This window comes from Thioclava kandeliae, assembly GCF_040297545.1.
GTDB classification, from domain to species: Bacteria; Pseudomonadota; Alphaproteobacteria; order Rhodobacterales; family Rhodobacteraceae; genus Thioclava; species Thioclava kandeliae.
The window spans coordinates 142397-166404 of record NZ_JAYWLC010000003.1; the positions used below are offsets into that span (position 1 = coordinate 142397).

General features: G+C 63.3%; 22 protein-coding genes. 16 read left to right on the forward strand and 6 right to left on the reverse strand.

The genetic code is table 11. From position 1 onward, the window contains the following. Positions 1 to 16: 16 nt before the first annotated feature. The gene (locus VSX56_RS05315) at positions 17 to 1252 is read right to left on the reverse strand and encodes a D-alanyl-D-alanine carboxypeptidase family protein (RefSeq protein ID WP_349295341.1); all 1236 of its coding nucleotides are present in this window, start codon (positions 1250 to 1252) and stop codon (positions 17 to 19) included. 312 nt (positions 1253 to 1564) lie between these two features. Here VSX56_RS05315 and VSX56_RS05320 point away from each other — a divergent pair, with 312 nt between their 5' ends. Then, complete coding sequence (locus VSX56_RS05320; RefSeq protein WP_350935396.1) at positions 1565 to 2524, forward strand: cation diffusion facilitator family transporter; 960 nt, start codon at positions 1565 to 1567, stop codon at positions 2522 to 2524. Between the two features lie 18 nt (positions 2525 to 2542). Here the strand turns inward: VSX56_RS05320 and VSX56_RS05325 are convergent, their stop codons facing one another. Next, complete coding sequence (locus VSX56_RS05325; RefSeq protein ID WP_350935399.1) at positions 2543 to 4030, reverse strand: trehalase family glycosidase; 1488 nt, start codon at positions 4028 to 4030, stop codon at positions 2543 to 2545. Positions 4031 to 4350: 320 nt separating this feature from the next. Between VSX56_RS05325 and VSX56_RS05330 the strand changes: the two genes are divergently transcribed. The 5 genes from VSX56_RS05330 (at position 4351) to VSX56_RS05350 (ending at position 9987) form a co-directional block, all read left to right on the forward strand. Continuing rightward, the gene (locus tag VSX56_RS05330) at positions 4351 to 4830 is read left to right on the forward strand and encodes a MarR family winged helix-turn-helix transcriptional regulator (protein WP_339114552.1); all 480 of its coding nucleotides are present in this window, start codon (positions 4351 to 4353) and stop codon (positions 4828 to 4830) included. Beyond that, on the forward strand, positions 4827 to 6947 hold the full coding sequence (locus VSX56_RS05335; RefSeq protein ID WP_350935401.1) for an FUSC family protein: 2121 nt from the start codon (positions 4827 to 4829) through the stop codon (positions 6945 to 6947). Before VSX56_RS05330 ends, VSX56_RS05335 begins: the two co-directional genes overlap by 4 nt. Beyond that, positions 6944 to 7153 (forward strand): DUF1656 domain-containing protein, encoded by a 210-nt coding sequence (locus VSX56_RS05340; protein ID WP_339114550.1) that lies wholly within the window; start codon positions 6944 to 6946, stop codon positions 7151 to 7153. The genes VSX56_RS05335 and VSX56_RS05340 overlap by 4 nt, the downstream gene beginning before the upstream one ends. Then, a complete protein-coding gene (locus VSX56_RS05345) occupies positions 7150 to 8085 on the forward strand; it encodes an efflux RND transporter periplasmic adaptor subunit (protein WP_350935404.1) in 936 nt (311 codons plus the stop codon). The genes VSX56_RS05340 and VSX56_RS05345 overlap by 4 nt, the downstream gene beginning before the upstream one ends. 291 nt (positions 8086 to 8376) lie before the next feature. Continuing rightward, a complete protein-coding gene (locus VSX56_RS05350) occupies positions 8377 to 9987 on the forward strand; it encodes an APC family permease (RefSeq protein WP_339114548.1) in 1611 nt (536 codons plus the stop codon). Positions 9988 to 10043: 56 nt separating this feature from the next. Here VSX56_RS05350 and VSX56_RS05355 read toward each other — a convergent pair whose 3' ends face one another. The 3 genes from VSX56_RS05355 to VSX56_RS05365 are packed head-to-tail and all read right to left on the reverse strand — an operon-like array spanning position 10044 to position 13149. Beyond that, positions 10044 to 11282 (reverse strand): NAD(P)/FAD-dependent oxidoreductase, encoded by a 1239-nt coding sequence (locus VSX56_RS05355; protein WP_349295337.1) that lies wholly within the window; start codon positions 11280 to 11282, stop codon positions 10044 to 10046. Continuing rightward, positions 11279 to 12199: a 4-hydroxyproline epimerase gene (locus tag VSX56_RS05360; protein ID WP_350935407.1), complete on the reverse strand. Its 921-nt coding sequence runs from the start codon at positions 12197 to 12199 to the stop codon at positions 11279 to 11281. Before VSX56_RS05360 ends, VSX56_RS05355 begins: the two co-directional genes overlap by 4 nt. Then, entirely contained in the window at positions 12190 to 13149 is a 960-nt protein-coding gene (locus VSX56_RS05365) for a dihydrodipicolinate synthase family protein (RefSeq protein ID WP_350935637.1), read from the reverse strand. Before VSX56_RS05365 ends, VSX56_RS05360 begins: the two co-directional genes overlap by 10 nt. 81 nt (positions 13150 to 13230) lie before the next feature. Between VSX56_RS05365 and VSX56_RS05370 the strand changes: the two genes are divergently transcribed. The 3 genes from VSX56_RS05370 to sbmA all read left to right on the forward strand — a co-directional run bounded on the left by VSX56_RS05370 (position 13231) and on the right by sbmA (position 16211). Then, entirely contained in the window at positions 13231 to 13854 is a 624-nt protein-coding gene (locus VSX56_RS05370; protein ID WP_350935410.1) for a helix-turn-helix domain-containing protein, read from the forward strand. 7 nt (positions 13855 to 13861) lie between these two features. Then, positions 13862 to 14890 carry an Ldh family oxidoreductase gene (locus tag VSX56_RS05375; protein ID WP_350935412.1) on the forward strand — a complete coding sequence of 343 codons (1029 nt, stop codon included), beginning with the start codon at positions 13862 to 13864 and terminating at the stop codon, positions 14888 to 14890. Between the two features lie 106 nt (positions 14891 to 14996). Beyond that, positions 14997 to 16211 carry a peptide antibiotic transporter SbmA gene (gene sbmA / locus VSX56_RS05380; protein ID WP_350935414.1) on the forward strand — a complete coding sequence of 405 codons (1215 nt, stop codon included), beginning with the start codon at positions 14997 to 14999 and terminating at the stop codon, positions 16209 to 16211. On the opposite strand, the gene VSX56_RS05385 is transcribed toward sbmA, so the two are convergent. Continuing rightward, the gene (locus VSX56_RS05385; RefSeq protein WP_350935416.1) at positions 16195 to 16983 is read right to left on the reverse strand and encodes a helix-turn-helix transcriptional regulator; all 789 of its coding nucleotides are present in this window, start codon (positions 16981 to 16983) and stop codon (positions 16195 to 16197) included. The two genes, sbmA and VSX56_RS05385, sit on opposite strands and share 17 nt — an antisense overlap. Positions 16984 to 17116: 133 nt before the next feature. Here VSX56_RS05385 and VSX56_RS05390 point away from each other — a divergent pair, with 133 nt between their 5' ends. From VSX56_RS05390 to VSX56_RS05420, 7 genes are all read left to right on the forward strand, one after another. After that, positions 17117 to 18259, forward strand: coding sequence for an ABC transporter ATP-binding protein (locus tag VSX56_RS05390; RefSeq protein WP_350935418.1), 1143 nt, complete (start codon positions 17117 to 17119; stop codon positions 18257 to 18259). Positions 18260 to 18292: 33 nt separating this feature from the next. Beyond that, entirely contained in the window at positions 18293 to 19444 is a 1152-nt protein-coding gene (locus VSX56_RS05395; RefSeq protein ID WP_350935420.1) for an ABC transporter substrate-binding protein, read from the forward strand. Positions 19445 to 19460: 16 nt separating this feature from the next. After that, entirely contained in the window at positions 19461 to 20315 is an 855-nt protein-coding gene (locus tag VSX56_RS05400; protein WP_350935422.1) for an ABC transporter permease, read from the forward strand. Between the two features lie 10 nt (positions 20316 to 20325). Further along, positions 20326 to 21126 (forward strand): ABC transporter permease, encoded by an 801-nt coding sequence (locus VSX56_RS05405; RefSeq protein WP_350935424.1) that lies wholly within the window; start codon positions 20326 to 20328, stop codon positions 21124 to 21126. 18 nt (positions 21127 to 21144) lie between these two features. Continuing rightward, positions 21145 to 21897, forward strand: coding sequence for an SDR family NAD(P)-dependent oxidoreductase (locus tag VSX56_RS05410; protein ID WP_349295327.1), 753 nt, complete (start codon positions 21145 to 21147; stop codon positions 21895 to 21897). 107 nt (positions 21898 to 22004) lie between these two features. Next, positions 22005 to 23072 (forward strand): siderophore-interacting protein, encoded by a 1068-nt coding sequence (locus VSX56_RS05415; RefSeq protein WP_350935426.1) that lies wholly within the window; start codon positions 22005 to 22007, stop codon positions 23070 to 23072. 5 nt (positions 23073 to 23077) lie between these two features. Continuing rightward, complete coding sequence (locus tag VSX56_RS05420) at positions 23078 to 23980, forward strand: helix-turn-helix domain-containing protein (protein ID WP_339114535.1); 903 nt, start codon at positions 23078 to 23080, stop codon at positions 23978 to 23980. Positions 23981 to 24008: the final 28 nt, after the last annotated feature.

Consider the following 24008-nt stretch of genomic DNA (forward strand, 5'->3'; position numbering starts at 1 on the left):
CCCTGTGCGTGGCGTATTACAACGCCGAATGGAGCTTGCGCATGATCTTGGTCATGAAGCTCGCATCGATCCCCTTGGTCAGGGTCACCGCAGGCACCTGCGCCAGCACGGTGCCGTTGGACGAATAGGTGATGGTGCCCACGCGCGCGCCCGCGGGCAGCTCCTCGGGGATCTGCGGGTTGAAGCTCACCGTGGTCTCCACCGATTTCATCAGCGCGCTCGGCACGCTCATCGTCATATCCTCGGCCGCGCCCACGGGGATCTGTTCGGGGTCGAAGCGCGGATCATCGAGTTCGCCCAGCTTGGTGCCCGCCGTCACGACCTGCGCATTCTCGAAGAAATGGTAGCCGTAATCGAGCAGCACTTCGCTTGCGGTGGTGCCGCTGTCCCAATCGGGCGCGCCCATCTCGACCGCGATCAGACGGCGGCCGTTGCGCGAGGCGGTGGCGGCGATGCAATGGCCCGCCGCATCGGTCAGGCCCGTCTTCAGCCCGTCGACCGAGGCATCCTTGAAGAGCACCGGATTCCAGCTGCGCTGGGTGATATTGTCGAAGGTATATTCCTTCTGCGCCGAGATCTCGAGGAACTGCGGATAATCGCGGATGATCGCATGGCTGAGCTTGGCCACATCCAGCGCCGAAGTGTGGATATCGCCCTGCGGCAGGCCCGAGACATTGGTATAATGGGTATCGGCAAGGCCGAGGGTCTTGGCTTCTGCATTCATCGCCAGCACAAATGCCTCCTGCGAGCCGCCCACCGCCTCGGCCAGAGCGACCGCCGCATCATTGCCTGACTGGATGATCAGCCCGTGCAGCAGCTGGTCGATGGTCACTTTGGCGCTGGGGTCGAGAAACATGCGCGAACCGGTGGCCTTCCATGCGGCATTGCTGACCGGCACCACCTGATCCTCGCGCACGCGGCCCTGCGCCAGCGCCTGATAGGTCAGATAGGCGGTCATCATCTTGGTCAGGCTCGCCGGCGCGCGCAAAAGCCCCGCGCCTTTGGAGGCCAGAACCGTGCCGGTCTGCGCATCCATCAGCACATAGCTTGCCACGTCCGGCAGGGCAGGTGCCTCGGGCGCGCCGGGCAGGGCGGTGACAGGCGCCTGCTCGGCCGTCAAGGGAGCCGCGGCTTCCTGCGCGGCAGCAGGCGCGCCCCCCGCGCCCGTGCCGAGCGCAAGGCAGAGCAGTGCGGCACCGGTAAGGAGCGATTTCGGGGTAAGACCGGACAGAGAGACCTTCGGGGAGTTCATGGCAACCTTCGCGCTGGAATAAGGGACACAAGCCATCAGACAATGTCCCACCGGCTCGGGATGATTGTGCGCAGTCCTAGAAAGGCGGGCGCGAGGCGTCAACGAAGGGGCGTGCTCACTTCTCCGGCAAGCTGATCACTTTGGATTGAGCAGAGAGCATAGAGCGCCGTGCCATGGCCTTACTGCGACATTATTTCCCAGTCTTCTCAACGGCCTTCTGGGGAACCCATCGCCGATGCCGCGGGTTGCGGGGGTAACACTCCTGCGCAGCCTGCGGGCGGCGCGCTCCCATTACATCACAGGATTTTATTGATGGCAGAAGCGAAGGGCGAGAAGCCCATTACAGTCTATGGGGCCTTGGTGGCCAATCTGGTGATCGCGGTGGCGAAATTCGTGGCCGCCGCCTTTACCGGTTCCTCCTCGATGCTATCGGAAGCGATCCACTCGCTGGTCGATACCGGCAATGAGGGGCTTTTGCTCCTTGGGCTGAAACGCTCGAAGAAACCGGCGGATGCACGCCATCCGTTCGGCTACGGGCAGGAGATGTATTTCTGGTCGCTCATCGTGGCGATGCTCCTGTTCTCCATCGGCGGCGGGCTCTCGGTCTATGAAGGGGTGATGCATGCGCTCAACCCAGAGCCGATCGAGGAACCGATCTGGAACTATGCCGTGCTGGGCATCGCCTTCCTCGCCGAGGGGACCTCGTGGTATATCGCGATCAAGGCAATGATGAAGGCCCGCAAACCGGGTGAGGGAGTTCTCAAGACCTTCCGCCGCAGCAAGGACCCGTCGGTCTATACCGTGGTGGCCGAGGATACGGCGGCGCTTTTGGGGATCATCGCAGCGGCGCTTGGTGTGTTTTTGTCGGTCACGCTCGACCAACCCGTATATGACGGGATCGCATCTGTTGTGATCGGTGTGATCCTGATCGGTGTCGCCATCATGCTGGTCATCGAGACCCGCGAGTTGCTGATGGGGGAGGCCGCCGGCGAGGATGTGGTGGCCTCGATCCGCGAGATCGCGATGGGCGCGCCTGCAGTGGTCAGTGTGCCGCATCTGCGCACCATGCATCTGGCACCCGACCAGATCCTGCTCAATATCGAGGTCGAGTTCCGCACCGGGATCGCGCCGCGCGAGATTTTCGACACGGTCGAGGGCATTCAGGACCGCATCCACAAGGCGCATCCGCATGTCCAGCGGATCTTCCTCGAGATCCGGTCGCTGCAATCGGCTCAGATGGCCGTGTCAAGCGCGGTCGCACAGGGCAGCTAGGAGGTCAGGCGGGGGAGGTCACTCGGCGGCCAGCGCCACCTCTCCCAGCCAGCTCTGCGCAGAGCCTTCGAGCACCAGATCGAGATAGACGCCATTGGTCCAGCCGAACCCGTCCTGCAGTTCGTATTCGCCGCCCGTTCCGGCGGCTCGGTCATCGAGTACGTTATATTTCTCGACGAACTTTCCGGTCTCGGCAAAGACATCCTCACAGGCCGTGATCCAGCCCGATTTGATGCGTTCCGCCACGGCATTATAGCCATAGCGCCGCAACCCGTGGATCGCGATCCATTGCAGCGGCGCCCAGCCATTGGGCGCATCCCATTGCTGGCCGCTGGTGATATCGGTGCTCAGCAGCCCGTAACGTGCCAGAAGCCGTGTCTGCATGGTCTCCGTGCAGCGCGCGGCCTGCGTGCGCGTGGCAGCACCCGCAAAGAGCGGAAACAGCCCTGCCGCCGACACAACGGGGCTCAGCGCGTCCTCGTCGATCAGGCGGTCATGGAAAAAGCCCGTCTCGGGATTGTAGAACCGCTCGCGCAGCGCCTGCGCGCGCCAGTCAGCGGTCTCGCGATACAGGGCCGCACGCTCGGGGGCCACTGCCGTGCAGATCTCCGCCAGATAGGTCTCGTGGCATAGGAGTAGCGCGTTCAGATCCACCGGCCAGATCCGCGTCGTGCGGATCGAGCCCAGATCATCGGGGTCCGCGAGCCAGCGCGAGGAGAAATCCCAGCCGCTCTCGCAGGCCGCCCGCAGATTGCGATACAGTCCCGGTGTTTTGGCGGCATGGGCCTGCCAGTGCAGATCGGTGGCAAACATTTCGATCCGCGGCGTGTCCATCGCATCCCAGTAGCGCGCGAGCCCCTCATAGGTGCGCGGGCTCGCGGTCCAGAACCGGTATTCCTTCTCCAGCGCCGGCAGATAGCGCGCCATCACCGCCTTGGGGTCGGGGCTCGCCTTCGCGGCCGCCCGCACCATTGCCCAGAAGAAGGGTGGCTGCGACCGCGAGAGATAATAGGTGCGGAAACCGTTGGGCACGAAGCCGAACCGCTCGATCGCGTCGGCGAAATTTTCCAGCATATCCTCGACGACCGACATCCGCCCCGCGCGGATCAGCCCCAGCAGGGTGAAGAATGTGTCCCAGTAATAGGATTCCTGAAACCGTCCGCCCACCACAACATAGGGACGGTTGAGCGCGATGCGGCTCGATTGCAGGTCGGGATCATCGGCGTCCCGCACCAGAAGCGGCCAGAGCGCCTCGATATGCTCCTGCGGTCCATGCGCGGGATCTGTCTGGTAGTTCGCCTCGCGCGCCCGCACGGGGCGGAAATACTCGTCATAGAACGCCCGCAGATCCATATCGCCCAGCGATTTCCGGACCGTATAGGCCATATAGGTCTCTGCGGGGCTTCGAAGAAGCACGGAATCCGCAATCGCTTTCTCGTCTTCCCACAGGCCGGAGCGCTGCAGGTCGATGAAGAGGTTCGAGAGCCGCTGATCGAGAAAGTCCATACCGTGTCACTTACCTTGGGCGAGAGGGAGGCCATTGGCCCCAATGGTGGGGCGTGGCCGTGAAGTGGCAAGAGCTAAGTATCCACCCTGCCGGTCCTCAAGGGGCACACGGGATTTTTCCGGCGAAGTGACCGGTTCTTCGGCATAATCAGACCGGCGCGCGACCCTATTGAAGCGCGAGTTATCGGTCCGATCTGCTGGCTCTCCTCCTCGTGACTTGCAGATTCCGGTGATCGGACATATGGGACGAATTAGATGATAGCTCATCTAATGATGGTTCATCTTATCCGTCCCGTGAAACGCCGCCGAAGGAGACATCCGTGTCGCAAGAACAGTCGTTTGACATGCAGAGCTGGGACGATCTGGGCCGGATCATTCCGGCGGTGGGCCAGTCATGGCGCCGCGTTCTGGGCCAGAGACTGGCAAATGAGGGCCTGTCCGACGCTACCGCGCTGCCGATGCTGGTGCTCTGGCGTCCGGGCAAGGATGCGATGCGGCAGAACGAGCTGGCTCAGCTTCTGGGGCTGGAGACCTCGGGCGTGGTGCGCCTTCTGGACAGGTTGAGTGCACGGGGCCTTCTGCGCCGGATCGAGGATCCGTCGGATCGCCGTGCGAAACTTCTGGAGCTGACCGAGGAGGGGGCCGAGCTGGCCGCGCGGGCCAATCGGGTGGCACGGGTGCTGCGGCGCGAGCTGCTCGACCAGTTCGCCCCCGACGATCTCGAGGCGGCCTATCGCGTGCTCGCCCAGCTCTCGGAGACGCTTGATGACTATGAGGCCAAGCAGAAAGGCAGATCATGATCGCGGGCGGAATTCAGGTCCATCATGTGATCTTCTCGGTGAAGGCCTTCATTGCGGGGATGCTGGCCTATCTGATTGCCGATTATTTCGGGCTGACCAATCCTTACTGGGCCTTGGGAAGCGCCTATATCGTAACCAACCCGCTCTCGGGTTCGGTGGCTTCCAAGGCCGTCTACCGTTTGGGTGGCACGGTTCTTGGCGCGGGAGCGGTGATCGTTCTGGTGCCCTCTTTTGTGCAGGAGCCGGTGCTTCTGGTGATGGCGATCACGCTCTGGGCCGCGATCTGCCTGTTCGTGTCCTCGCTCGACCGCACACCGCGCGCCTATGTCTTCATGCTGGCGGGCTATACGGCGGCGCTGACGGGGTTCTCCATCGTCAGCACTCCCGAGATCAGCTTCACCTATGGCACAAGCCGCATGATCGAGATCGGTATCGGTATCCTATGCGCGTCTGTCGTGGGGCGTCTGATCCTGCCGCAGGCCCTTGCGCCGGTCCTGTCCGGCAAGGTCGAGGGATGGCTCTCCAATGCCGCCGATCTGACCCGCGAGGTGCTCTCGGGCGAGGCCGATGCCGCAAGGACGCAAGCCGAGCGTAACCGTCTGGCCGCCGATGCAACGGGGATGCGGATGCTCGGGGCGCAGGTGGCCTATGAAGGCGCGCAGGCGCGCGCCGCGGTCGAGCGGTTACAGGCGATCAAATACCGGATGGTGATGATCCTGCCGCAGCTCTCGGAACTGGCCGATCTTCGCACAGCACTCGGCCAGAGCGCGAGGGGGCGGGAGGCCGGTCGGGCGATCATTGCCCCCGTGCAGGACTGGCTCGACATGGAGGATGCGCAGGCGCTGGCCGCCGTGGATCGCTTGCTCTCACGTCTGGCACAGACCGGCGCTGCCGTGCTCGCAGACGACAGCGAGGCGCTTCGCGCGCTTTGGGAGGGCGCGCCTGCTGGAGCCTTGGGCACATGGGAGGCACTTCTTGTCACCCGTCTGGCCGAGCGGCTCTCGGATCTGGTGTGTATCTGGAACGATTGCCGCATCCTGCGCTCGGATCTTGCCCATAGCGAGGGCCCTGCACTGCGCCAGAGCCTTTCGTCCCGCTACCGTCGCTCGGATCATCTGCATTTCGATTACGGCACCTCGGTGCTGGCTGTGGTCACGATGATGGTCGCCGCAGGTATCGCGGCCGCGATCTGGATCGGGACGGGGTGGCATTACGGGGCGGGCATGCTGGAATTTGCCATCATCATGTGCTCGTTCATGGCGGCGATGGACAATTCGGTGCCGGTCATGAAGAAGGTGCTGCAGTTGACCCTGATCGCGCTCGGGCTGGCCTTTGTTTACCAGTTTGCGATCCTGCCCGCAATTGGCGGTGGCTTTGCGGCCGAGGCTGCGGCACTGGCCTTCGTGCTGATCCCCTGTGGCATCCTCATGGCTTCGCCGCCCACATGGTTTGCGGGCTTCCAGGTGAGCGTGAACCTGATCTATATGCTGACCCTCAGCAACCAGATCGGCACCGATCTCGTATCTTTCACCAATGCGTCTCTTGGCACTGTCGCGGGGCTGATCGTGGCGGCTACGGTCACCTCGGTATTCCGTGCCATCGGTGCCGAACGGGCGGCCAGGCGGATCGCTCGGGCGGGCTGGTCTGTGGTGATCGATGCGGCCTCGGGCCGACGCAATTTCGAGCGTGAACGGCTTTACGGGCGCATGCTCGACCGTCTGGGGCAGATCGTCCCGCGGCTCGGCGCACTCCCCGAAGGATCACGGGTGCGAGGCAATGATATTCTTCGCGATCTTCGGGTCTCGCTCACCGTGATGCAGATCCAGCGCGCCAAGGCCGCTCTGGCCCCCGTTGCGCGGATGCGGACAGAGGAGGTTCTGGCCCGTATTGCGGCGCTGTATCGCGCGCGTCGCAGGCATCAGGAAGGTGCGCCGGACGATCTGCGCAGGGCGCTCGACATGGCACTTGCCGCGGTGCCGCTCTCGGACCGGCCCCTGTGCGATGCGCTTGCTGGGCTGCGTTGCACGCTCTTCGCAGCCGCCCCGCCTCCCGGTCTGGATCCCCTATACAGGCCGTCTTTCGACCGGCGCACCGACGATGAAAGGATACCGGCATGAGACCCGAATATGACGTCATGGGCGTCTTCGTCCCGACCCTGATGCTCCTGGGGCTAGTCTGTTACGGGCTGTTCCGGATGCTGCATCATGTGCTTGCCCAGAGAGGCCTCTATCGACATGTCTGGCACCCCGCATTGTTCGATATCGCGCTTTATTTCACCCTTCTCGGCGCCGCCGGATATCTATTGGAGTTTGTAACGCCGTGATCTCTTCTCTCAAACGCAACGGGGGGCGCGTGGCGCTGACCTTCGTCATGGTGGCCTGTGCGGGGTTTCTCGGCTGGCATCTGTGGAACTATTACATGAACGCGCCCTGGACCCGTGATGGCAGGGTCTCGGCCGATGTGGTGCAGATCGCGCCCGAGGTCGCGGGGCGCATTGACAAGGTCGCGGTGAAAAATGACCAGTTCGTCCATGCGGGTGATCTGTTGTTCGAGGTCGACCCGTCCAGTTTCAAACTTGCGGTCGAGCAGGCGCAGGCCGAGCTCGATAGCGAGCGCGAGACGATGGAGCTGAAAGCCTCGATCGCGCATCGCAATGACAGCCTGACGAAACACGGCACCATCAGCGTGGAAACCAACGAGGAGGCGCAACGCGAGGCGGCGGCGGCGGCGGCCAATGTCCGCTCGGCCAAAGCGGCGCTCGCCATCGCGCAGCTCGATCTCCAGCGGGTCGCCGTGCGAGCGCCAACCGATGGTTATGTGACCAACCTGCATCTGCGTCAGGGCGATTACGCCGTAGCGGGCACCGATGCGGTCAATCTGGTGGATGCCAAAAGCTTCCGGATCACCGGCTATTTCCGTGAGACCCAGCTGCCGCGTATCACCCTGGGCGCGCCGGTCTCGGCCAAGCTGATGGGCGTGCGCGGCACCGTTACCGGCCATGTGGCAAGCTTCGGGCGTGGTGTGGCCGATAGCAACAGCGCAAACGACACGCTGGGCCTGCCCGATGTCGATCCGGTCTTCGAATGGGTGCGTCTGGCCCAGCGTATTCCGGTGACCGTGCAGATCGACACCCTGCCCGAAGGCGCGATCCTGTCTGCGGGCATGAGCGCGAGTGTCTATATCGACAAGACGACCAAGAATGTTCGTGGCAATGTGCCTTTCAAGGGCGAAGTTCTGCTGGCACCAGCCAGCTGACCCACGCGCGATAGGTTCTTCGGCGGGGCGGGGGAAACTCCGCGCCGTTCCCTTTCGCGCGGCACGAATGCGCCACGACACTGGCCCGGCCCGCCAATTCATAAGCAGGCTTCTCATCGCATAGACATTAGGCGGCTCGCGTATTTGTGGATTATATTTCAGGCAGTTGGCAGATGCGTTCCATCACGTCACCTCGCGCCTTTACACGAGGCCGTGCAGGCCCGGGATCTTTGGGCGCGGCCGGATTACCACCAGACCAAACCGAAAAATAAAAATGGGGATTGAAAAACTATGGCATCCATAGAGTCGATGGGGGCTGCCGCAACGGGCAGTGCCGGAAAACTGAAGCGCGATGTGGGGATTATCGGGCTTCTCTTCGCCTCGACCACCTCGATGATCGGCTCGGGCTGGCTCTTCGGGGCCTATCACGCGTCGAAAATCGCGGGACCGCTGGCGGTCTGGTCATGGGTGATCGGGGCGGTCATCATCATGCTGATCGCGCTCTGCTTTGCCGAGCTGTCGACGATGTTCGCCAAATCCGGTGCGCTCGTGCATATGAGCCATGCCAGCCACGGCCAGACATTGGGGCGGCTCTGGGGCTGGATGCTGTTTCTCAGCTATGCGCCGATTCCGGCGGTCGAGGCCGAGGGCATCCTGACCTATGCCAATAACTATCTGCCCTATTTCCTGAAAGGGGATGGTTCGGGCAGTCTGAACGCGATGGGCTTTGTGGCGGCCGTCGTTCTGCTATCGGTGCTGGCGGTGCTGAACCTGATGGCGGTGAAGGCACTTCTGAAAGTCTCGAACACCGTGACATGGTGGAAGATCGCGATCCCGTTGGTGACGGTGGTGGGGCTGATCGCGGCCTCGACCCATTGGGGCGTGTGGCATGCGGGCGCGGGCACCTATTCGACCCAAGGCATGTTCACCGCCATTCCGGCGGCGGGCATCGTGTTCTCCTTCCTCGGCTTCCGCACCGCCATCGATCTGGGCGGCGAGAGTGCCAATCCGGGGCGCAATATCCCGATGGCGGTGATCGGCTCGGTTATCCTCGGCGCGGTGATCTATATCCTGCTGCAGGTGGCCTTCATCATGGCGCTCTCGCCCGATGACCTGGCAGATGGCTGGGCTTCGCTGAACTTCGCAGGCTCCGCCGGGCCGTTTGCGGGTCTGGCGATGACGCTCGGGATGGGCTGGCTTGCGGTGCTGCTTTATGCCGATGCCTATGTCTCGCCGGGCGGGACGGGGCTGATCTATATCACCGGTGGCGCGCGTATCCTGCATGCGGTGGGCGATACCGGCGCGGGACCGAAATCCCTGTCGCGTGTCAATGCCGCGGGCGTGCCGCTGACCGCCGTCATCGTGATGTGGATCGCGGGGATCTTCTTCCTGCTGCCCTTCCCTGCATGGCAGATGATGGTGGGCTATATCAGCTCGGTCACCGTGCTGACCTACGGGTTGGGCCCGATTGTGCTTCTTATCCTGCGCCGGTCGCAGCCCGATCTGAAACGCAGCTTCCGGCTGGCGGGTGCGGGCGTGCTGGCACCTGTGGCCTTCATTGCCTCGAACCTCGTGATCTACTGGACGGGGTTCTATACCGACTCGATCCTTTTCGGAATGCTGGTTGTGGGCTTTGCGATCTATGCCTTCGTGTTCCATGTCCTGCAGAAACGCAGTGCCGAAGAGTTCGGCTGGAAGCATCTGGGCTGGCTCGGCGCATGGTTTGCGGGGATCTGGCTGCTGACCGGCCTCAGCGATAGCGGCGCCGATATCGTGGGCTTCTGGACAGGCATGGCGCTGGTCGCCTTGTGGTCGCTGGTCGTGGTGTGGATGGCGCTGCGTTCCGCGCTTCCGGCGGAGGAAACCGTCGAGCTGATGGAGCACTTCCAGAGCGGCAACTAACCGGAAAATGCGTCTTGTGATCGGGGGCGCGCGGGCCAGCCTGCGCGCCCTTTTCGTTAGTCAAATCGCTGTGGCGAGAAGGGCGCCAGATCCAGCGCGGGACGCTGCCCCATGGCCAGATCGGCGACCACCTCTGCCGTGCCCGCCGATTGGGTGAGCCCCAGATGACCGTGACCGAAGGCATAGATCACGCGATCTGTGGCGCGCGCTGTGCCCAAGGCGGGCAGGCTGTCGGGCAGGGAAGGACGGTAGCCCATCCATTGCACCCCGCCGCTCGGCTGCAATCCGGGCAGGAAGGCCATCGCCTTCTGCAGCATCGCCTCTGCGCGTTTGTAATTGGGCGGCAGGTGCAACCCGCCAAGCTCGACCGCGCCGCCAATCCGGAGGCCATCACCGATTTTCGTGGCGACAAACCCGTGCATCGAGAAGGTCAGATGGGTGCGCAGATCGAAGGTCGCTGTCGGGAAGGTCGTGTTATAGCCGCGCTCGGGTTCCAGCGGCATCCGGTCCCCCAAGTCCCGCGCCAGATGATGCGACCACGCGCCCGCCGACAGCACCACTTGCGGCGCATGGCGCGGGCCCTGCGATGTCAGCAGCTCGATCCCGTTCTCCTGCGGGCGCAGGCCGAGCACCTCGGCGATCTCGATCCGGCCACCCGCGTCGCGCAGGGCCTGCGCCAGATGCAGCGTCCATTCCTTGGGGTCGCGCACGGTATACCAGTCGGGGGTGAACCCCGCACGGGTGAAGCGCGGCGAGAGCCCGGGCTGGATCTCGGCGATCTCTTCGGGCCTGTCCAGATAGGTGCAGCTGATCCCCAGCGCCTCGCGCATCTGCCAGCCGGGCCGATTGGCCGCAAAATCCCGTGCGTTTTCATAAAGCTGCAGCTGGCCCTCGCGGCGGATCCATGCCTCGCCCGCAACCCGTGGCAGGAGCCGCTCGAGCGCGTGGCGCGAGAGGGTCATCATCGCGCTTTGTGCGCGCACGCCTGCCTCGTAGCGGGCGGGGCGGCTCGCCCGCCAGAACCGCCAGAGCCACGGCACCATCTGCCGCGCATAGGCGGGCGGCAGCGAGAGCGGCCCCAGCGGATCGATCAGCCATTTCGGCGCCTTGCGCATGATATTGGGGGTGGCGACCGGCTCGATCTCGGAAAAGGCAAAGCCGCCCGCATTGCCCTGCGAGGTCTCGGCGCAGACCCCTTTGCGGTCGAGCACGGTGACCTTGAACCCGCGCCGCTGGAGTTCCAGCGCGGTGGTTATGCCGATGATGCCTGCCCCTATGACGGTGATCTCGCTCATTGGGCTCGTCCTTTCGGAATGCCGTGCCGGAACGGGTCGGCCGGGTCGAAGATCAGTCGGCTCTCGGCCATGAGGAACGCCTGTCCGGTGATTTGGGGGATCACCCCGCCTGTGGGGCCGTGGCGATAGGACAGGCGGTAGCGGCTGCCGATGACGCTTTCCTGCACGATCTCTTGGCCCTCGGCCAGATGCCCCTCGGCGGCCAGACAGGCCAGCCGCGCCGAAGACCCCGTGCCGCAGGGCGAGCGGTCATAGGCGTCATCGGGGCAGAGCACGAAATTGCGGCTATGGACATCGGGGCTCCCCGGGGGGCTCTGAAAGATCACATGATCCACCATATGCCCCTGCGCGCCCACCGCCTCGCGCAGCGCGATCCCGAGCGTGGTCAGTTGCGGAATATTCTGCGGGCAGACGGGGACGGGTGAGGGGTCGATAATGTAGAACTGATTACCGCCATAGGCGATATCGCCGGTTATGGTCGCGCCTCCCACGCTCACGCGCACATCCTTGGCAATGCGGTGGCTCTCGACATTGGTGACAGTCACGGTATGGGCGTCGTGGAGGGTGACGCTGACCACGCCTGCGGGGGTCTCGATCCGGTGGGTACCAAGGCCGATCCGGCCCAGATGCGCGAGCGTCACCGCCAGCCCGATCGTGCCATGCCCGCACATCCCCAAGACCGCATCGGCGTCGAAATAGATCACACCGGCCGCGCAGCCAGGGTCCGTGGGCTCCACCAGAAGCGCGCAGACCATCGCCACCTGACCGCGCGGCTCGGCAATCACCGCATTCAGGAAATCCGATTGTTGCGCCAGTCGTTTGGCACGCGTGCCCAGCGGCCCGTCTCCCAGATCGGGACCGCCCTCCAGAATGACCCGCGTGGGCTCGCCCACGGTATGGCTGTCGATCACATACATTCGGCAATCACCCCGCCTTGCGCAGACCATCGGGCGAACCATGTGTTGAACTGGTGGAATTGCGCCTCGCAGAACCGCGCCTGCGAGGGCGAGAGGCAATCGGTCTCGTAGATGTTGAGTGCGAATTCCTGCCGTCCCTTCAGCACCATGAGATGTTTGAAATAGAGGACCAGATCCACGCCTTCATCGAATTTCGCCAGAACCGAGAAGGCATTGGCCAGCTCGCGCGAGCACAGATCGGCCTCGGGGCAGCCACGGGCGGCGCGTTTCGAGAGGGCCACCTGCAGCAGCGCTTCTTTGGGGAAGATGGTGCCGATGCCGGTGATTGTGCCGACCGCGCCGCATTTGACGATGCCATGATAAACCTCGGTGTCGACCCCCACCATCAACAGCACATCTTCGTCGCGATGGGTGATATGCTCGGCGGCATAGGACAGATCAGCCTGCCCGCCGAATTCCTTGAACCCCACCAGATTTGGATGCCGGTCGCGCAGCTCGAAAAACAGATCGGCCTTGGTCGCGTAGCCGTAATAAGGGCTGTTATAGATGATCGCCGGAATATCGGGGGCAGCCTCGAGGATTGCCGTGAAATGGTTGCGCTGCGCCGCCACGGAGGCCCCGCGCGAGAGCACCCGCGGGATGACCATCAGCCCCGCCGCGCCGATCTCCTGCGCATGAGCCGCATGGGCCACGGCCATGCGCGTGTTGACCGCGCCGGTGCCCACCACCACCGGCACGCCCGCGCGGGTCAGCCGCGCGACGCCCTCCATCCGCTGCGCGTCGGTCAGGAGCGGCCAGTCCCCGCAGGAGCCGCAATAGACCACGCCGGACATGCCTGCCGCCATCATCTCCTGACCCAACGCCACCAGAGCGTCGAAATCGGGGCTGCGGTCGGGGGCGCAGGGGGTCAGGAGTGCGGGGATCGTGCCGTGGAAGATATCGGTTCTCATCATCGTCCCTCATCTGATGGCATGGCTTGCGCCGGAGTGAATTTGAGTCTAGACAGTCATTATTGGTAATATAAGAAAAATATGATGCAAGAAGGAAAATCATCGGACTGGGAGCAGGAGCGCCAGCAACTCCGCGACGAGCTGGGTCAGCGGGTGAAATCGCTGCGGCTTGGCTGTGGCTTCACGCTGGATATGGCGGCGCAGGCGACGGGGCTTGCACTCTCGACCATCCACAAGATCGAGAACGGGCGAGTCTCGCCAAGCTATGAAAATCTTGTGCGGATCGCGCGCGCCTACGGGGTGGGCATGGAGCGGATCTATTCCGCCGAGGATGCTCCCAGCCCGACCACCCGTCTGACGGTGACTAAGGCGGGGCAGGGGCAGAAGGTCCGCACCCGCAATTTCGAATATGAGGTGCTTTGTAACGCGCTGACCGAAAAGAAGATCGTGCCGCTGGTCACGCGGGTCGAACGCCGCGCGCCCCTGACCCCTGCCGATCTGGAGGCGCATGAGGGCGAGGAAACGCTCTATGTGCTGTCAGGGCGCGTCGAGCTTTGTGTCGAGCATTATGCGCCCGTGGTTCTGGAAACCGGCGATTGTGCCTATTTCGACAGCACGATGCGCCACGGGCTGCGCGCCTTGAGCGAGGACGATACGCGGGTTTTCTGGGCCTGCACCTATGTCGATGTCGATAAACCCGAGTGAGGATCTCATGGAACCGCTGACCACCCTCTCCGTCGAAGCGCTGGAAACCCGCGTAACGGGCATTCTACAAACTCATGGCTTCAGCGCCCCCAATGCGCAGGCCGTGGCCCATGTGATCGTGGCGGGCGAGCGCGATGGCTGCAAATCCCACGGGCTCTACCGGCTCGAAGGGGTGTTGAAAGTGCTCAAGGCGGGTAAGGCCTCGGGGGTCTCCATTCCTGTGGTGCATGATACCAGCGGTGCGATCCTCGAGGTCGATGCGGGTGGCGGCTATGCGCCTGCGTCCTTCGTGGCGGGCAAGGAGGCATTGGTCCAGCGCACCCGCGAGCTGGGTCTGGCCGCGCTGGTGATCCGCGATTGCCTGCATTTCTCGGCGCTCTGGCATGATGTCGAGGCGCTGGCCGAAGAGGGGCTGGCCTCGCTCTCGATGTGCCCGAGCTATGCGTTTGTGGCCCCTTCGGGGGGCACCAAACCCCTGTTCGGCACCAACCCCTTTGCCTTTGGCTGGCCGCGCAGGGGGCCGCATCCCTATGTGGTGGATTTTGCCACAAGCGTTGCCGCTCGCGGCGAGATCGAGCTGCATCGCCGTGCAGGCAAACCCCTGCCCGAGGGCTGGGCGATCGATGCGCAAGGCAATCCGACCACTGATCCGCAGGCCGCGCTCGAGGGCGCGATGCTGCCCTTTGGCGGCCATAAGGGCTCGGCCATCGCCACGATGATCGAACTGATGGCGGGAGCGATGCTGGGCGAGTTCATGTCCCGCGAGGCGCTCGATTTCATGGGAGGCGGTGACCTGCTGCCACGGCACGGGGCGCTGGTGCTGGCCTTTGATCCGGCGCGCTTTGCCGCGCGGTCCGGGCGCGATCCACTGGCCGAGGGCGAGACCTTGCTGACCGCCATCGAGGATCAGGGCGCGCGCCTTCCCTCGCAGCGCAGGTTTGCGACGCGGGCAGGGGCGCTGGCCCGCGGGATCACGCTATCGGAGGCCGAATGGGCCATGCTGGGACGGCTGGGACAGGGCCCTTCGGCTCTGTAACGGCGCAGCAAATGCCCGTGAAAGCGCGGTTTTGCGCTGTTTCTCGGGGATATCCACGGTCTAGGTGGAAGGGCCGGGCCGCTCCGGCCCAGACCGGAGACCGCGCATGTTCAGATCCTTTTTCCCCAATCCACGGCTTTTCTTCCCCAGCGTTCTTCTCGCGCTTCTGGCGGCGGTGGCGCTGTGGTATCTCGGGGCCGATGGCTGGGGGGCGGTGATCGGCCTGCCCAACCCGCCCGCAGACACACCACCCGTGATCGGGCTGGGCTATTTCCTGACGCCGGATTTCCTGTGGTTCTACATTTATGCGGCGCTCTGGGTGGCAGGGGTCTCGGCGGCGTGGATGATCCTTGCGCCCCATCCGTGGCAATGGTGGGCCATCCCCGGATCGGCGCTCATCATCTTCTCGGATTACTTCTCGGTGCAGGCCACGGTGGATCTGAACAACTGGCAGCGGCCGTTTTTTGACGCGATCCAGAAGGCGCTGGATGGCGGGCAGGGAGTGACAGCGGGCGATCTCTATCAGATGCTCTGGATCTGGTTCCAGATCGCGCTCGTGTGGATGGTGGTCTATATCCTGACGCGGTTCTTCACCTCGCATTACGTCTTCCGCTGGCGCACGGCGATGAATGATTACTACATGTCCTACTGGCCCCATGCCCGCCAGATCGAGGGCGCGGCACAGCGGGTGCAGGAAGATACCGCGCGTTTCGCCTCGATCATGGAGGATCTGGGTGTGTCGATGGTGGATTCGGTCATCACCCTTTTCGCCTTTCTGCCGGTGCTGGCGGGGCTGAGCCATTTTGTGACCACCCTGCCGGTGGTAGGGCCGATCGCCGAGCCTCTGCTGGTGGCCGCCATCTTCTGGTCGTTGTTCGGCACCATCCTGCTGGCGGTGGCGGGGATCCGGCTGCCGGGTCTGGCCTTTGCCAACCAGCGTACCGAGGCCGCCTATCGCAAGGAACTGGTCTATGGCGAGGACGATCCCTCGCGCGCCCATCCGCTGACGGTGCGCGAGCTTTATGGCAGCCTGCGGACATCTTACTTCCGCTACTTCTTCCACTTCGCCTATTTCAACGTCTTCCGTGGCTTCTACATCCAGGCCGATAATGTCTTCGCCAATATCATGCTGATCCCGACCATCGTGGCAGGCAAGATCAGCTTTGGCGTGATGCAGCAGATCCTGACGGCCTTCGGGCAGGTGACGGGCTCGTTCCAGTATCTGGTGGGGTCATGGACCACCATCATCGAGCTATTGTCGATCCATAAACGTCTGCGCGGTTTCGAGAAGGCGTTTGAAGGCGCTAGCCCATCGAAGTGATGAAGGCCGAGAACAGCTCGCCCTGCGAGGACACGCCCAGCTTGGCATAGATATTGCGGCGGTGGATGCGCACCGTGCCGGTCGAGATGCCGAGCGCGCGACCGGTGGCCTCGGAGGAAAACCCCTTGAGGATATATTCCACGATCTCCGCCTCGCGCGCGGTCAGGTTGTTGCGCCCGAAATCCTTGAAAGCCTTGTCGATCAGTTGCGGCAGATGCTGGTCGCTTTGCGCCGGCATATGGGAGAATCGCGAGATCAGATTGCCCCAATGGCGCTGCGTCAGGGCGCGGACAAACGGATAGAGGGCCTCCAGATCGCGGAATTCGCGGGCCGAGAACGGCTTTGTCTCCCGCATGGCCGAGATCACGACGGTGACTTTTTCACCAACATCCACAATAAAGCCTATTTCTTCAGCAAGTCCGGTCTGGATGTAATAGTTGCGGAAATATTCCCCCTGATAGAACCGGTCGGGTGCGATGTCGCGTAGCCGCACCAGCCCCACCTTCGCGGGTGCCTGTGCCGCGCGGAATAACGGGTCCAGAAGATAGGGGCCTTCCTGATAGTCATCCACCATCACCTTGCGCTTGCGGGATGGGAAATTATCAAACAGATCCAATGGCCTATGACTGTCATGATAGCCGAAAACCACAGAAAACTCGAAGGGGACGACGGCCTGTAGGCAGCGGAGCAGAACCTCGGGGAAGCGAGGCATGCCGATGCAGTCCACTGCCTCGGCCATGATGCTAACTACGGTCTCTTGGGGGGATTTCATGCTTATCTATGCTCTTTGGGATATATACTGCAAATCTCTCTTCTCGTAGCGTTTTTGATATTGGAGGCATAGTCCGCCAAGACAATAAATTTCGAGATAACCGCTTGGTGGGGTTTAGGTGCTGGATCAGATCATGAAAATTGCCGAAGTCGATACGCCCGAAACCGTCCGCTCCAGCGAGGCCGTCGCCGAGTTCGTGAATACCACCAAAGCGTTTGGCGAGGTGCGGGCCGCCAATAATCTCAACCTGCGCATCAAACGCGGCGAGTTCCTGTCTTTCCTCGGGCCCTCGGGCTGCGGCAAAACCACGGCGCTGCGGATGCTGGCGGGGTTCGAGAGCCCTACCAGCGGTGAGGTGCTGCTGGACGGGCAGGCGGTGGGCGCACGCCCCGCCCATAAGCGCCCCGTGAATATGGTGTTCCAGCATTACGCGCTGTTTCCGCATATGACAGTGGCGCAGAATGTGGGCTACGGGTTGCGTCAGCGCCGCCCGAAAATGGCCAAGGCGGAGATCGCCGCCAAGGTCGAGAAGGCGCTCGCCACGGTGCGTCTGCAGGAGTTCGGGCCGCGCCGGATCTGGGAGATGTCGGGCGGTCAGCAGCAGCGCGTGGCCTTGGCGCGGGCCATTGTGAATGAACCCAAGATCCTGCTTCTGGACGAGCCGATGGCGGCGCTGGATGCCAAGCTGCGCGGCGAGATGCAGAGTGAACTTCTCTCGCTCCAGCGCCAGCTGGGCATCACCTTCGTGCTGGTGACCCATGATCAGGAAGAGGCGATGGCGATGTCGGACCGGATCTGCCTGATGGGGCAGGGGCGCATTGCCCAGATCGGCACGCCGGAGGATCTCTATGACCGGCCCGCAAACCGTTATGTCGCGGATTTTATTGGTAAGGCTAATATCCTTCCGGCCACGATTACCGATCGGGCCGATGGCATGGCGCGGGCTGTGCTGGCCAATGGGGCGCAGGTGGTTTTGCGTGACCGAGCAGGCGATACGCAGGCGACGCCCGAGGTGGCGATCCGCCCCGAGGCGCTGATGCTGATGGGGTCCGACGACCAACCCGGCCCCGGTGATACGGTGCTTCCGGGCCGCGTGACCCATCGCACCTTTCTGGGCGATATGACCGAATATCTGCTGCAGACCGAGGCGCTTGGCGTGCTGCAGGTGAATGTTCCGCGACAGGCCGCAAGAGCCATGCACGGGGCGGGGACGGGCGAGACAGCCCGTCTTCTCTGGGCCAAGGGGGCGGGGCTTGTCCTTGGCCCGATGGCGTAAATTCCTCAACGATTACAACAGGGAAATAGAGATATGACGCAAGATGACCAACCGGTTTCGCGCAAGAAATTCATGGAAGAGTTCCGCCGCTATGAAAAGGGCTCGGTCTCGCGCCGCCATTTTCTGGGAGTGACGGGGCTTGGCACGGCCATGGCGGTGATGGGCGGCGCCATGCCCTCGCTCCTGCCGCGGGCCGTGCGTGCACAGGATCTGGGCGACCGCGTGGCCCTGGCCACCTGGCCGAACTACCACGACCCCGATAACTTCGACATTTTCGCGGAAAAGACCGGCGTATACACGCAGGTCAATGTCTTCGGCTCGAACGAGGAAATGCTGGCCAAACTGCAGGCCGGTGGCTCGGGCTGGGATGTGTTCGTGCCCACGAATTACGCGATCTCGACCTATGTCGCTGCCGATCTGATCGAGCCGCTCGACCTGACGAAACTCCCCAATTACGACGCAGCCGCTTTCGAGAAGCGCTTCTCGGATGCGGGGATGGTCGATGGCAAGCTTTATGCCGTGCCGAAGAACTGGGGCACCACGGGGATTGCCTTCAATTCCGAACATACCGGCAAGGTCGATAGCTGGAAGACCTTCTTCGATGGGGCCCGCGACAAATGGTCGGGCCGCGCGATGGTGCATGACTACCAGCTGACCACCATCGGCAATGCGCTGGTCTATTTCGGCCATAGCTTCAATTCGGTCGATCCCGCCGAGCTGGCCGATGCCGAGAAACTGCTCATTGATGTGAAGCCGCATCTCTATGCGATCTCGTCGGATTACCAGCCCGCGATGCGCAATGGTGATGCGTGGCTGACCATGTGCTGGACGGGTGACGGCAAGCAGATGAACACCGACATGCCCGAGATCGGCTTCGAGCTTGGCAAAGAGGGCGGTGAGATCTGGTCCGATTTCTATGCCATCCCGAAGGATGCGCCCCATCGCGAGGCCGCCTATGCGCTGATCAACTTCCTGCTCGACCCCGAGGTCGACAAGCGCGAGGCGCTGGCGCATGGCTATCCGGTGGCGGACGAGCGCGTGAACGCACTGCTGCCCGAGGAACTGTTGAACGACCCGATCCTTTATCCGGCGGCTGAGAAGCTTTCAGCGCTAGAATTCGGTGCGGCAGCCACGCTGACCGACCCGAACCGTGCGGAGCTGATGGCCCGCTTCAAATCGGCCTGATCGGATGGCGACGGTGATGAGCACATCTTCCAAACGCGCCAAGGCGCTTCTGCTGACGCCTGCGGGGCTCTGGTATGGCGCGATGCTGGTGCTGCCCCTCATCGTCGTCCTGATTTTCTCCTTCGGTAGCCGGTCTGCCGTGGGAGGCTACGCGCCGGGTTTCAGTCTCGAGCAATACGCCAATCTGCCCGCGCGTTTCGCGGCCTTTCGCAACACGCTGACGCTGGCCCCCATCGGCACGATCGCCTCGCTGATCATCGCCTATCCGCTGGCCTATTTTCTGGCCGTCAAGGTCAGTGCCAAATGGAAGACGCCGCTTCTGGTGCTGGTGATCGTGCCTTTCTGGACCTCGATCCTCATCCGGTCCTATGCGTGGATCTTCCTGCTGGGCGGCAAGGGCATCCCGCAACTTCTGGAAGTCTTCGGCATCGAGGGGCTGCGGCTGATCAATACGCCCTTCGCGGTGCTGGTGGGGATCGTCTATGGCTACCTGCCGCTGATGGTCTTCCCGATCTATGTGGCGCTTGAAAAACTCGACAAGCGCCTGATCGAGGCCGCAGCCGATCTGGGCACCCCGCCCTGGCGCGCCTTCTGCGAGATCACTCTGCCGCTTTCGATGCCCGGCGTCCTGACGGGCTCCATGCTGGTCTTCATCCTGCTGATGGGCGAGTTCCTGATCCCTGCCATTCTGGGCGGCGGCAAGGTGTTTTTTGTCGGTAATGCGCTGGTCGATCTGTTCCTTCAGTCGCGCAATTGGGCGTTCGGCTCGGCTGTGGCGGTGGCGCTGGTGGCGCTGATGCTGGTGGTCGTCGGTCTTTATACCCGCATCCTGAAGCGCTTTGGCGGCGCCTCCGATGCCGATCTGATGTGAGGGTTTTGTGATGCGTCTCTATGCGCTTGCCGTCTATATCTTCCTCTATCTGCCGATCGGCATCATCGCGCTGTTCTCTTTCAGCGCGGGGCGCTCGGCCACTGCGATGCAGGGGTTCTCGACCAAATGGTATGCCAAGGCGGTGCATAATCCTTTCGTGATGGAGGCGCTCTGGACCTCGGTCAAAATCGCCTTCTTCTCGGCACTTCTGGCGGCGGTTGTCGGCACACTGGCCTCACTGGCGCTGGTGCAGATGAAGGGGCGGATGCGCGCCATTTTCGATCTGCTGGTGCAGGTGGCCGTAATGATCCCCGGCATCGTGATCGGGATCGCCACGCTGATTGCACTGGTCTCGGTCTTTGATCTGGTGAACCCGTGGCTCGAGGCGCTCACCGGCTGGCGGCTGTCGCTTGGTTCGGGCTCGCTGATTGCGGCGCATGGCCTCTTTACGATGTCGCTGGTGATCCTGATCGTGCGGGCGCGTCTGGAAAGCTTCGACCGCGCCCTGCTGGAGGCCGCCGCCGATCTTGGCACCCCGCCCGTGCGGACCTTCTTTCAGGTGACGCTGCCGATCATCGCTCCGGCCATTCTGGCGGGTTTCCTGCTGGCCTTCACTTTCTCCTTCGATGATTTCATCATCGCCTTCTTTGTCGCAGGCTCCGAGACGACGCTTCCTATCTATGTCTTCTCCTCGATCCGCCGCGGCGTTACCCCCGAAATCAATGCCATCGGCACGATGGTCATGCTGGCCTCATTGACCATTCTCATCGGCGCGCAACTGTTGCTGCGCCGAGGGGCCGCGAAGGGCTAATTCCCAAAGGAGTTCCAAATGTTGGACAATCGTACAGCCTTCGTCACCGGCGCAGGCTCCGGTATCGGACGAGCGAGCGCCATCGCATTGGCCGAAGCGGGCGCCTATGTGGTGGTGACCGATCTGCGCCACGATCTGGCCGATGAAACGCTCGCCCAGATCAGGATCGCAGGCGGGCAGGGCGAGGCCCATGCGCTGGATATGCGCGATGACGCGGGCATCAAGGCGCTGGTGGCCGATGTGGTGGCGCGCAAGGGTATCGATATCCTGCACAGCCATGCAGGCATCCAGATCCCCGGTAAGCTCGAACAGGTCACCCCCGATCAGATGGATGCGGCATGGGCGCTGAATGTGCGCGCGCATTTCGTGATCTCGCGCGAGGTGGTGGGGCCGATGCGCGCGCGCGGTGGCGGCTCGGTGATCATCACAGCCTCCAATTCGGGCTGCCAGTTCGACCGCGAGATGATCTCCTATGCCACGACCAAACACGCGGCTGTGGCGATGGTCAAGCAGATGGCCGCCGATTACGCGCGCGACAATATCCGCTTTAATGCGCTCTGTCCGGGGTTTGTCGATACGCCCTTCAATGCCGGTTTCGAGAAACAGATGGGCGGTCGGGCTGGTCTCGAATCCTATGTATCGGAGACGATTCCGATGGGTCGCTGGGCCTCGGTCGATGAGATCGCAGCTGGCATACTCTATCTTGCCTCGCCCAAATCGGGCTTTGTGACGGGGCTCGCGCTGGTCATTGACGGGGGCGAAATCCTTTAGAGGCCAGAAGGTTGCGGTGCATTGGTGGACAGGCGGTGGGACGGGGCTTGATCCCGACCAAAACTATCAGGTAATAAAGGGCACGTCCCTCTCACGCCCGAGGCTCCATGTCTGTCGCTCAAACCTTTGCCGCTGCGGCCTCCGTATCCTTCTCCTGTCCGTCCGATTTCATGATCCGCCTGTCGGAGTATCTGCAGAGCTACGGGTCCAGTTTCTCGGCTGCAGGAGGGTCTGTCGAGGCCCGCGATAGCGCGGGCCATTGGCGGATCGAGCGGCGCGGGGCGGGGCTGCATGTCGCGGTCTCGGCGCATGACGCGGCAGGGCGTCAGCGCCTCTGCGATACGGCGGCCTTTTTGATCGATCATATCGCGCCGGGCCTTGTGGATCGTCTGCAATGGGAAGGGCTGGGGCAGGAAGGGGTGCTTCCGGCCAATATGCACGAGGCGCAACTGGTCTCGGTTCGCCGCCTCTCGCCGCATTTGCTGCGGTTGCGGTTGCGGTTGCGCTGTGCGGGGCTTGCGGCGCTGATGACCGGTGGCATGCATTTCTCGCTGCTTCTGCCGCCCGAGGGCCGTGCGCCGGTCTGGCCGAGCCTCAATGCGGCAGGGCGGACGGTCTGGCCTGCGGGCGCGGACAAGCTGCATCGCGCCGTCTTCACCTTTGTCGATTTCGACCCGCAGGATCACAGTTTCACCTTCGATCTGTTCGAGCATAAGGGCGGCCCGGCCACCCATTGGGCGCAGACCGCGCGGGCGGGGGCACAGGTGGTCATCGCGGGTCCGGGAGGCGGCGAGATGCCGGATCTGGCGGCTGATGGCAGCACCACGCTGGTGATGGCCGGAGACGAGACCGCCCTTCCTGCAATCCGCCATATCCTGCGCAATGCGCCGCCCGATCAGCGCGGCTTCGTGCTGGTCGAGACCGGCGATCCGGCGGACCGGCTGATTGCCGATCTTCCCGCGGGCGTGACGCTCCACTGGCTCGACCGCGCGCAGGACGAGCATCTGGCCCATCATCTTCCCCATCTTCCGTTGCCCGATGCTCGTGCGCCCTTCCAGCTATGGATTGCAGGCGAGCAGGGAATGATCCGCGCCGCGCGCAAACTGTTTCTCGAGGAAGCTGCCCTGCCCAAGACGTGCTGCTATCTGGCGGGTTACTGGACCGCCCCGAAATGAGTTTCATGCCGAATATGACCGCGCAGACCCGCGCGCTGCGGGTCACGCAGCCGCTATCATGGCGTCGCTGGGAGGGGGTGGTGGCCGATGTCTGGCACGCGCGCAGCGAGACGGGCGGCGGCGGGTATTATCGCTCCCCCGATCCGCGGCTGATTGTGTTTCTTGGCGGGCAGGCACCCGAGATGGGGCTGCGCACGCGCTCTGACGCGCCATGGCAGAAAGGCGTCGGGGCGTTCTATATTCCGGCGCATATGCCGCTCTGGTCCGAGGCGTTTTCGGCGCAGGATTACGCCCATCTCGACCTACATCTTCAGGCAGGGCCGCTACAGCAGCGGCTCGCAGAGATGGGTCCGCACATGCTCTCCAGGCAGGCCCCCCTGTTTCTGCCGCAGGCCGAGAGCCTGACCCAGATCGCGGCGCTGATGGCGGGGCAGGTCAGCTGCCCCTCGCGTCCCGATGCGATGCTGGACGGGCTTCTCTCGGCGCTTCTTTGCGAGGTGTTCGATCTGGCGCAGGCGCCCTCTGCGCCTCCGGCCAAGGGCGGGCTGCCACCTGCAACCCTGCGCCGGATCGAGGATCATGTCGCCGCCCATCTGGATGTGCCGCTCAGCATTGCCCAACTCGCCGGAGTGGCGGGGTTGTCCGAGAGCTGGTTCCCGCGCGCCTTTCGCCAGAGCACCGGCCAGACACCGGCGCGGTGGATCAGCGCCAAACGGGCCGCAGAGGCCGCCCGTCTGATGCGCGAGAGCGATCTGGGACTGGCCCAGATCGCCGCGCGATGTGGCTTTGCCGATCAGGCACATTTCAGCCGTGTGTTCCGTGAACTTCACGGCGCGCCACCCGCACGCTGGCGGCAGGCACAGCGCGGGCAGGGTTTGGGCGGAAATCTTCAAAGCGCGGCGGTCTGATACAAGGCGCGCCCCTATTTCCGACTTA

What these genes read in the sequence shown, in the direction of transcription:
- VSX56_RS05355 (WP_349295337.1), bottom strand. Translation starts at nt 11,282, where the DNA reads ATGAGCGAGATCACCGTCATAGGGGCAGGCATCATCGGCATAACCACC.
- VSX56_RS05335 (WP_350935401.1), top strand. Translation starts at nt 4,827, where the DNA reads ATGATCGCGGGCGGAATTCAGGTCCATCATGTGATCTTCTCGGTGAAG.
- VSX56_RS05420 (WP_339114535.1), top strand. Translation starts at nt 23,078, where the DNA reads ATGCCGAATATGACCGCGCAGACCCGCGCGCTGCGGGTCACGCAGCCG.
- VSX56_RS05385 (WP_350935416.1), bottom strand. Translation starts at nt 16,983, where the DNA reads ATGAAATCCCCCCAAGAGACCGTAGTTAGCATCATGGCCGAGGCAGTG.
- VSX56_RS05320 (WP_350935396.1), top strand. Translation starts at nt 1,565, where the DNA reads ATGGCAGAAGCGAAGGGCGAGAAGCCCATTACAGTCTATGGGGCCTTG.
- VSX56_RS05415 (WP_350935426.1), top strand. Translation starts at nt 22,005, where the DNA reads ATGTCTGTCGCTCAAACCTTTGCCGCTGCGGCCTCCGTATCCTTCTCC.
- VSX56_RS05370 (WP_350935410.1), top strand. Translation starts at nt 13,231, where the DNA reads ATGATGCAAGAAGGAAAATCATCGGACTGGGAGCAGGAGCGCCAGCAA.
- sbmA (WP_350935414.1), top strand. Translation starts at nt 14,997, where the DNA reads ATGTTCAGATCCTTTTTCCCCAATCCACGGCTTTTCTTCCCCAGCGTT.
- VSX56_RS05325 (WP_350935399.1), bottom strand. Translation starts at nt 4,030, where the DNA reads ATGGACTTTCTCGATCAGCGGCTCTCGAACCTCTTCATCGACCTGCAG.
- VSX56_RS05410 (WP_349295327.1), top strand. Translation starts at nt 21,145, where the DNA reads ATGTTGGACAATCGTACAGCCTTCGTCACCGGCGCAGGCTCCGGTATC.
- VSX56_RS05395 (WP_350935420.1), top strand. Translation starts at nt 18,293, where the DNA reads ATGACGCAAGATGACCAACCGGTTTCGCGCAAGAAATTCATGGAAGAG.
- VSX56_RS05360 (WP_350935407.1), bottom strand. Translation starts at nt 12,199, where the DNA reads ATGTATGTGATCGACAGCCATACCGTGGGCGAGCCCACGCGGGTCATT.
- VSX56_RS05350 (WP_339114548.1), top strand. Translation starts at nt 8,377, where the DNA reads ATGGCATCCATAGAGTCGATGGGGGCTGCCGCAACGGGCAGTGCCGGA.
- VSX56_RS05340 (WP_339114550.1), top strand. Translation starts at nt 6,944, where the DNA reads ATGAGACCCGAATATGACGTCATGGGCGTCTTCGTCCCGACCCTGATG.
- VSX56_RS05375 (WP_350935412.1), top strand. Translation starts at nt 13,862, where the DNA reads ATGGAACCGCTGACCACCCTCTCCGTCGAAGCGCTGGAAACCCGCGTA.
- VSX56_RS05400 (WP_350935422.1), top strand. Translation starts at nt 19,461, where the DNA reads ATGAGCACATCTTCCAAACGCGCCAAGGCGCTTCTGCTGACGCCTGCG.
- VSX56_RS05390 (WP_350935418.1), top strand. Translation starts at nt 17,117, where the DNA reads ATGAAAATTGCCGAAGTCGATACGCCCGAAACCGTCCGCTCCAGCGAG.
- VSX56_RS05315 (WP_349295341.1), bottom strand. Translation starts at nt 1,252, where the DNA reads ATGAACTCCCCGAAGGTCTCTCTGTCCGGTCTTACCCCGAAATCGCTC.
- VSX56_RS05365 (WP_350935637.1), bottom strand. Translation starts at nt 13,149, where the DNA reads ATGAGAACCGATATCTTCCACGGCACGATCCCCGCACTCCTGACCCCC.
- VSX56_RS05405 (WP_350935424.1), top strand. Translation starts at nt 20,326, where the DNA reads ATGCGTCTCTATGCGCTTGCCGTCTATATCTTCCTCTATCTGCCGATC.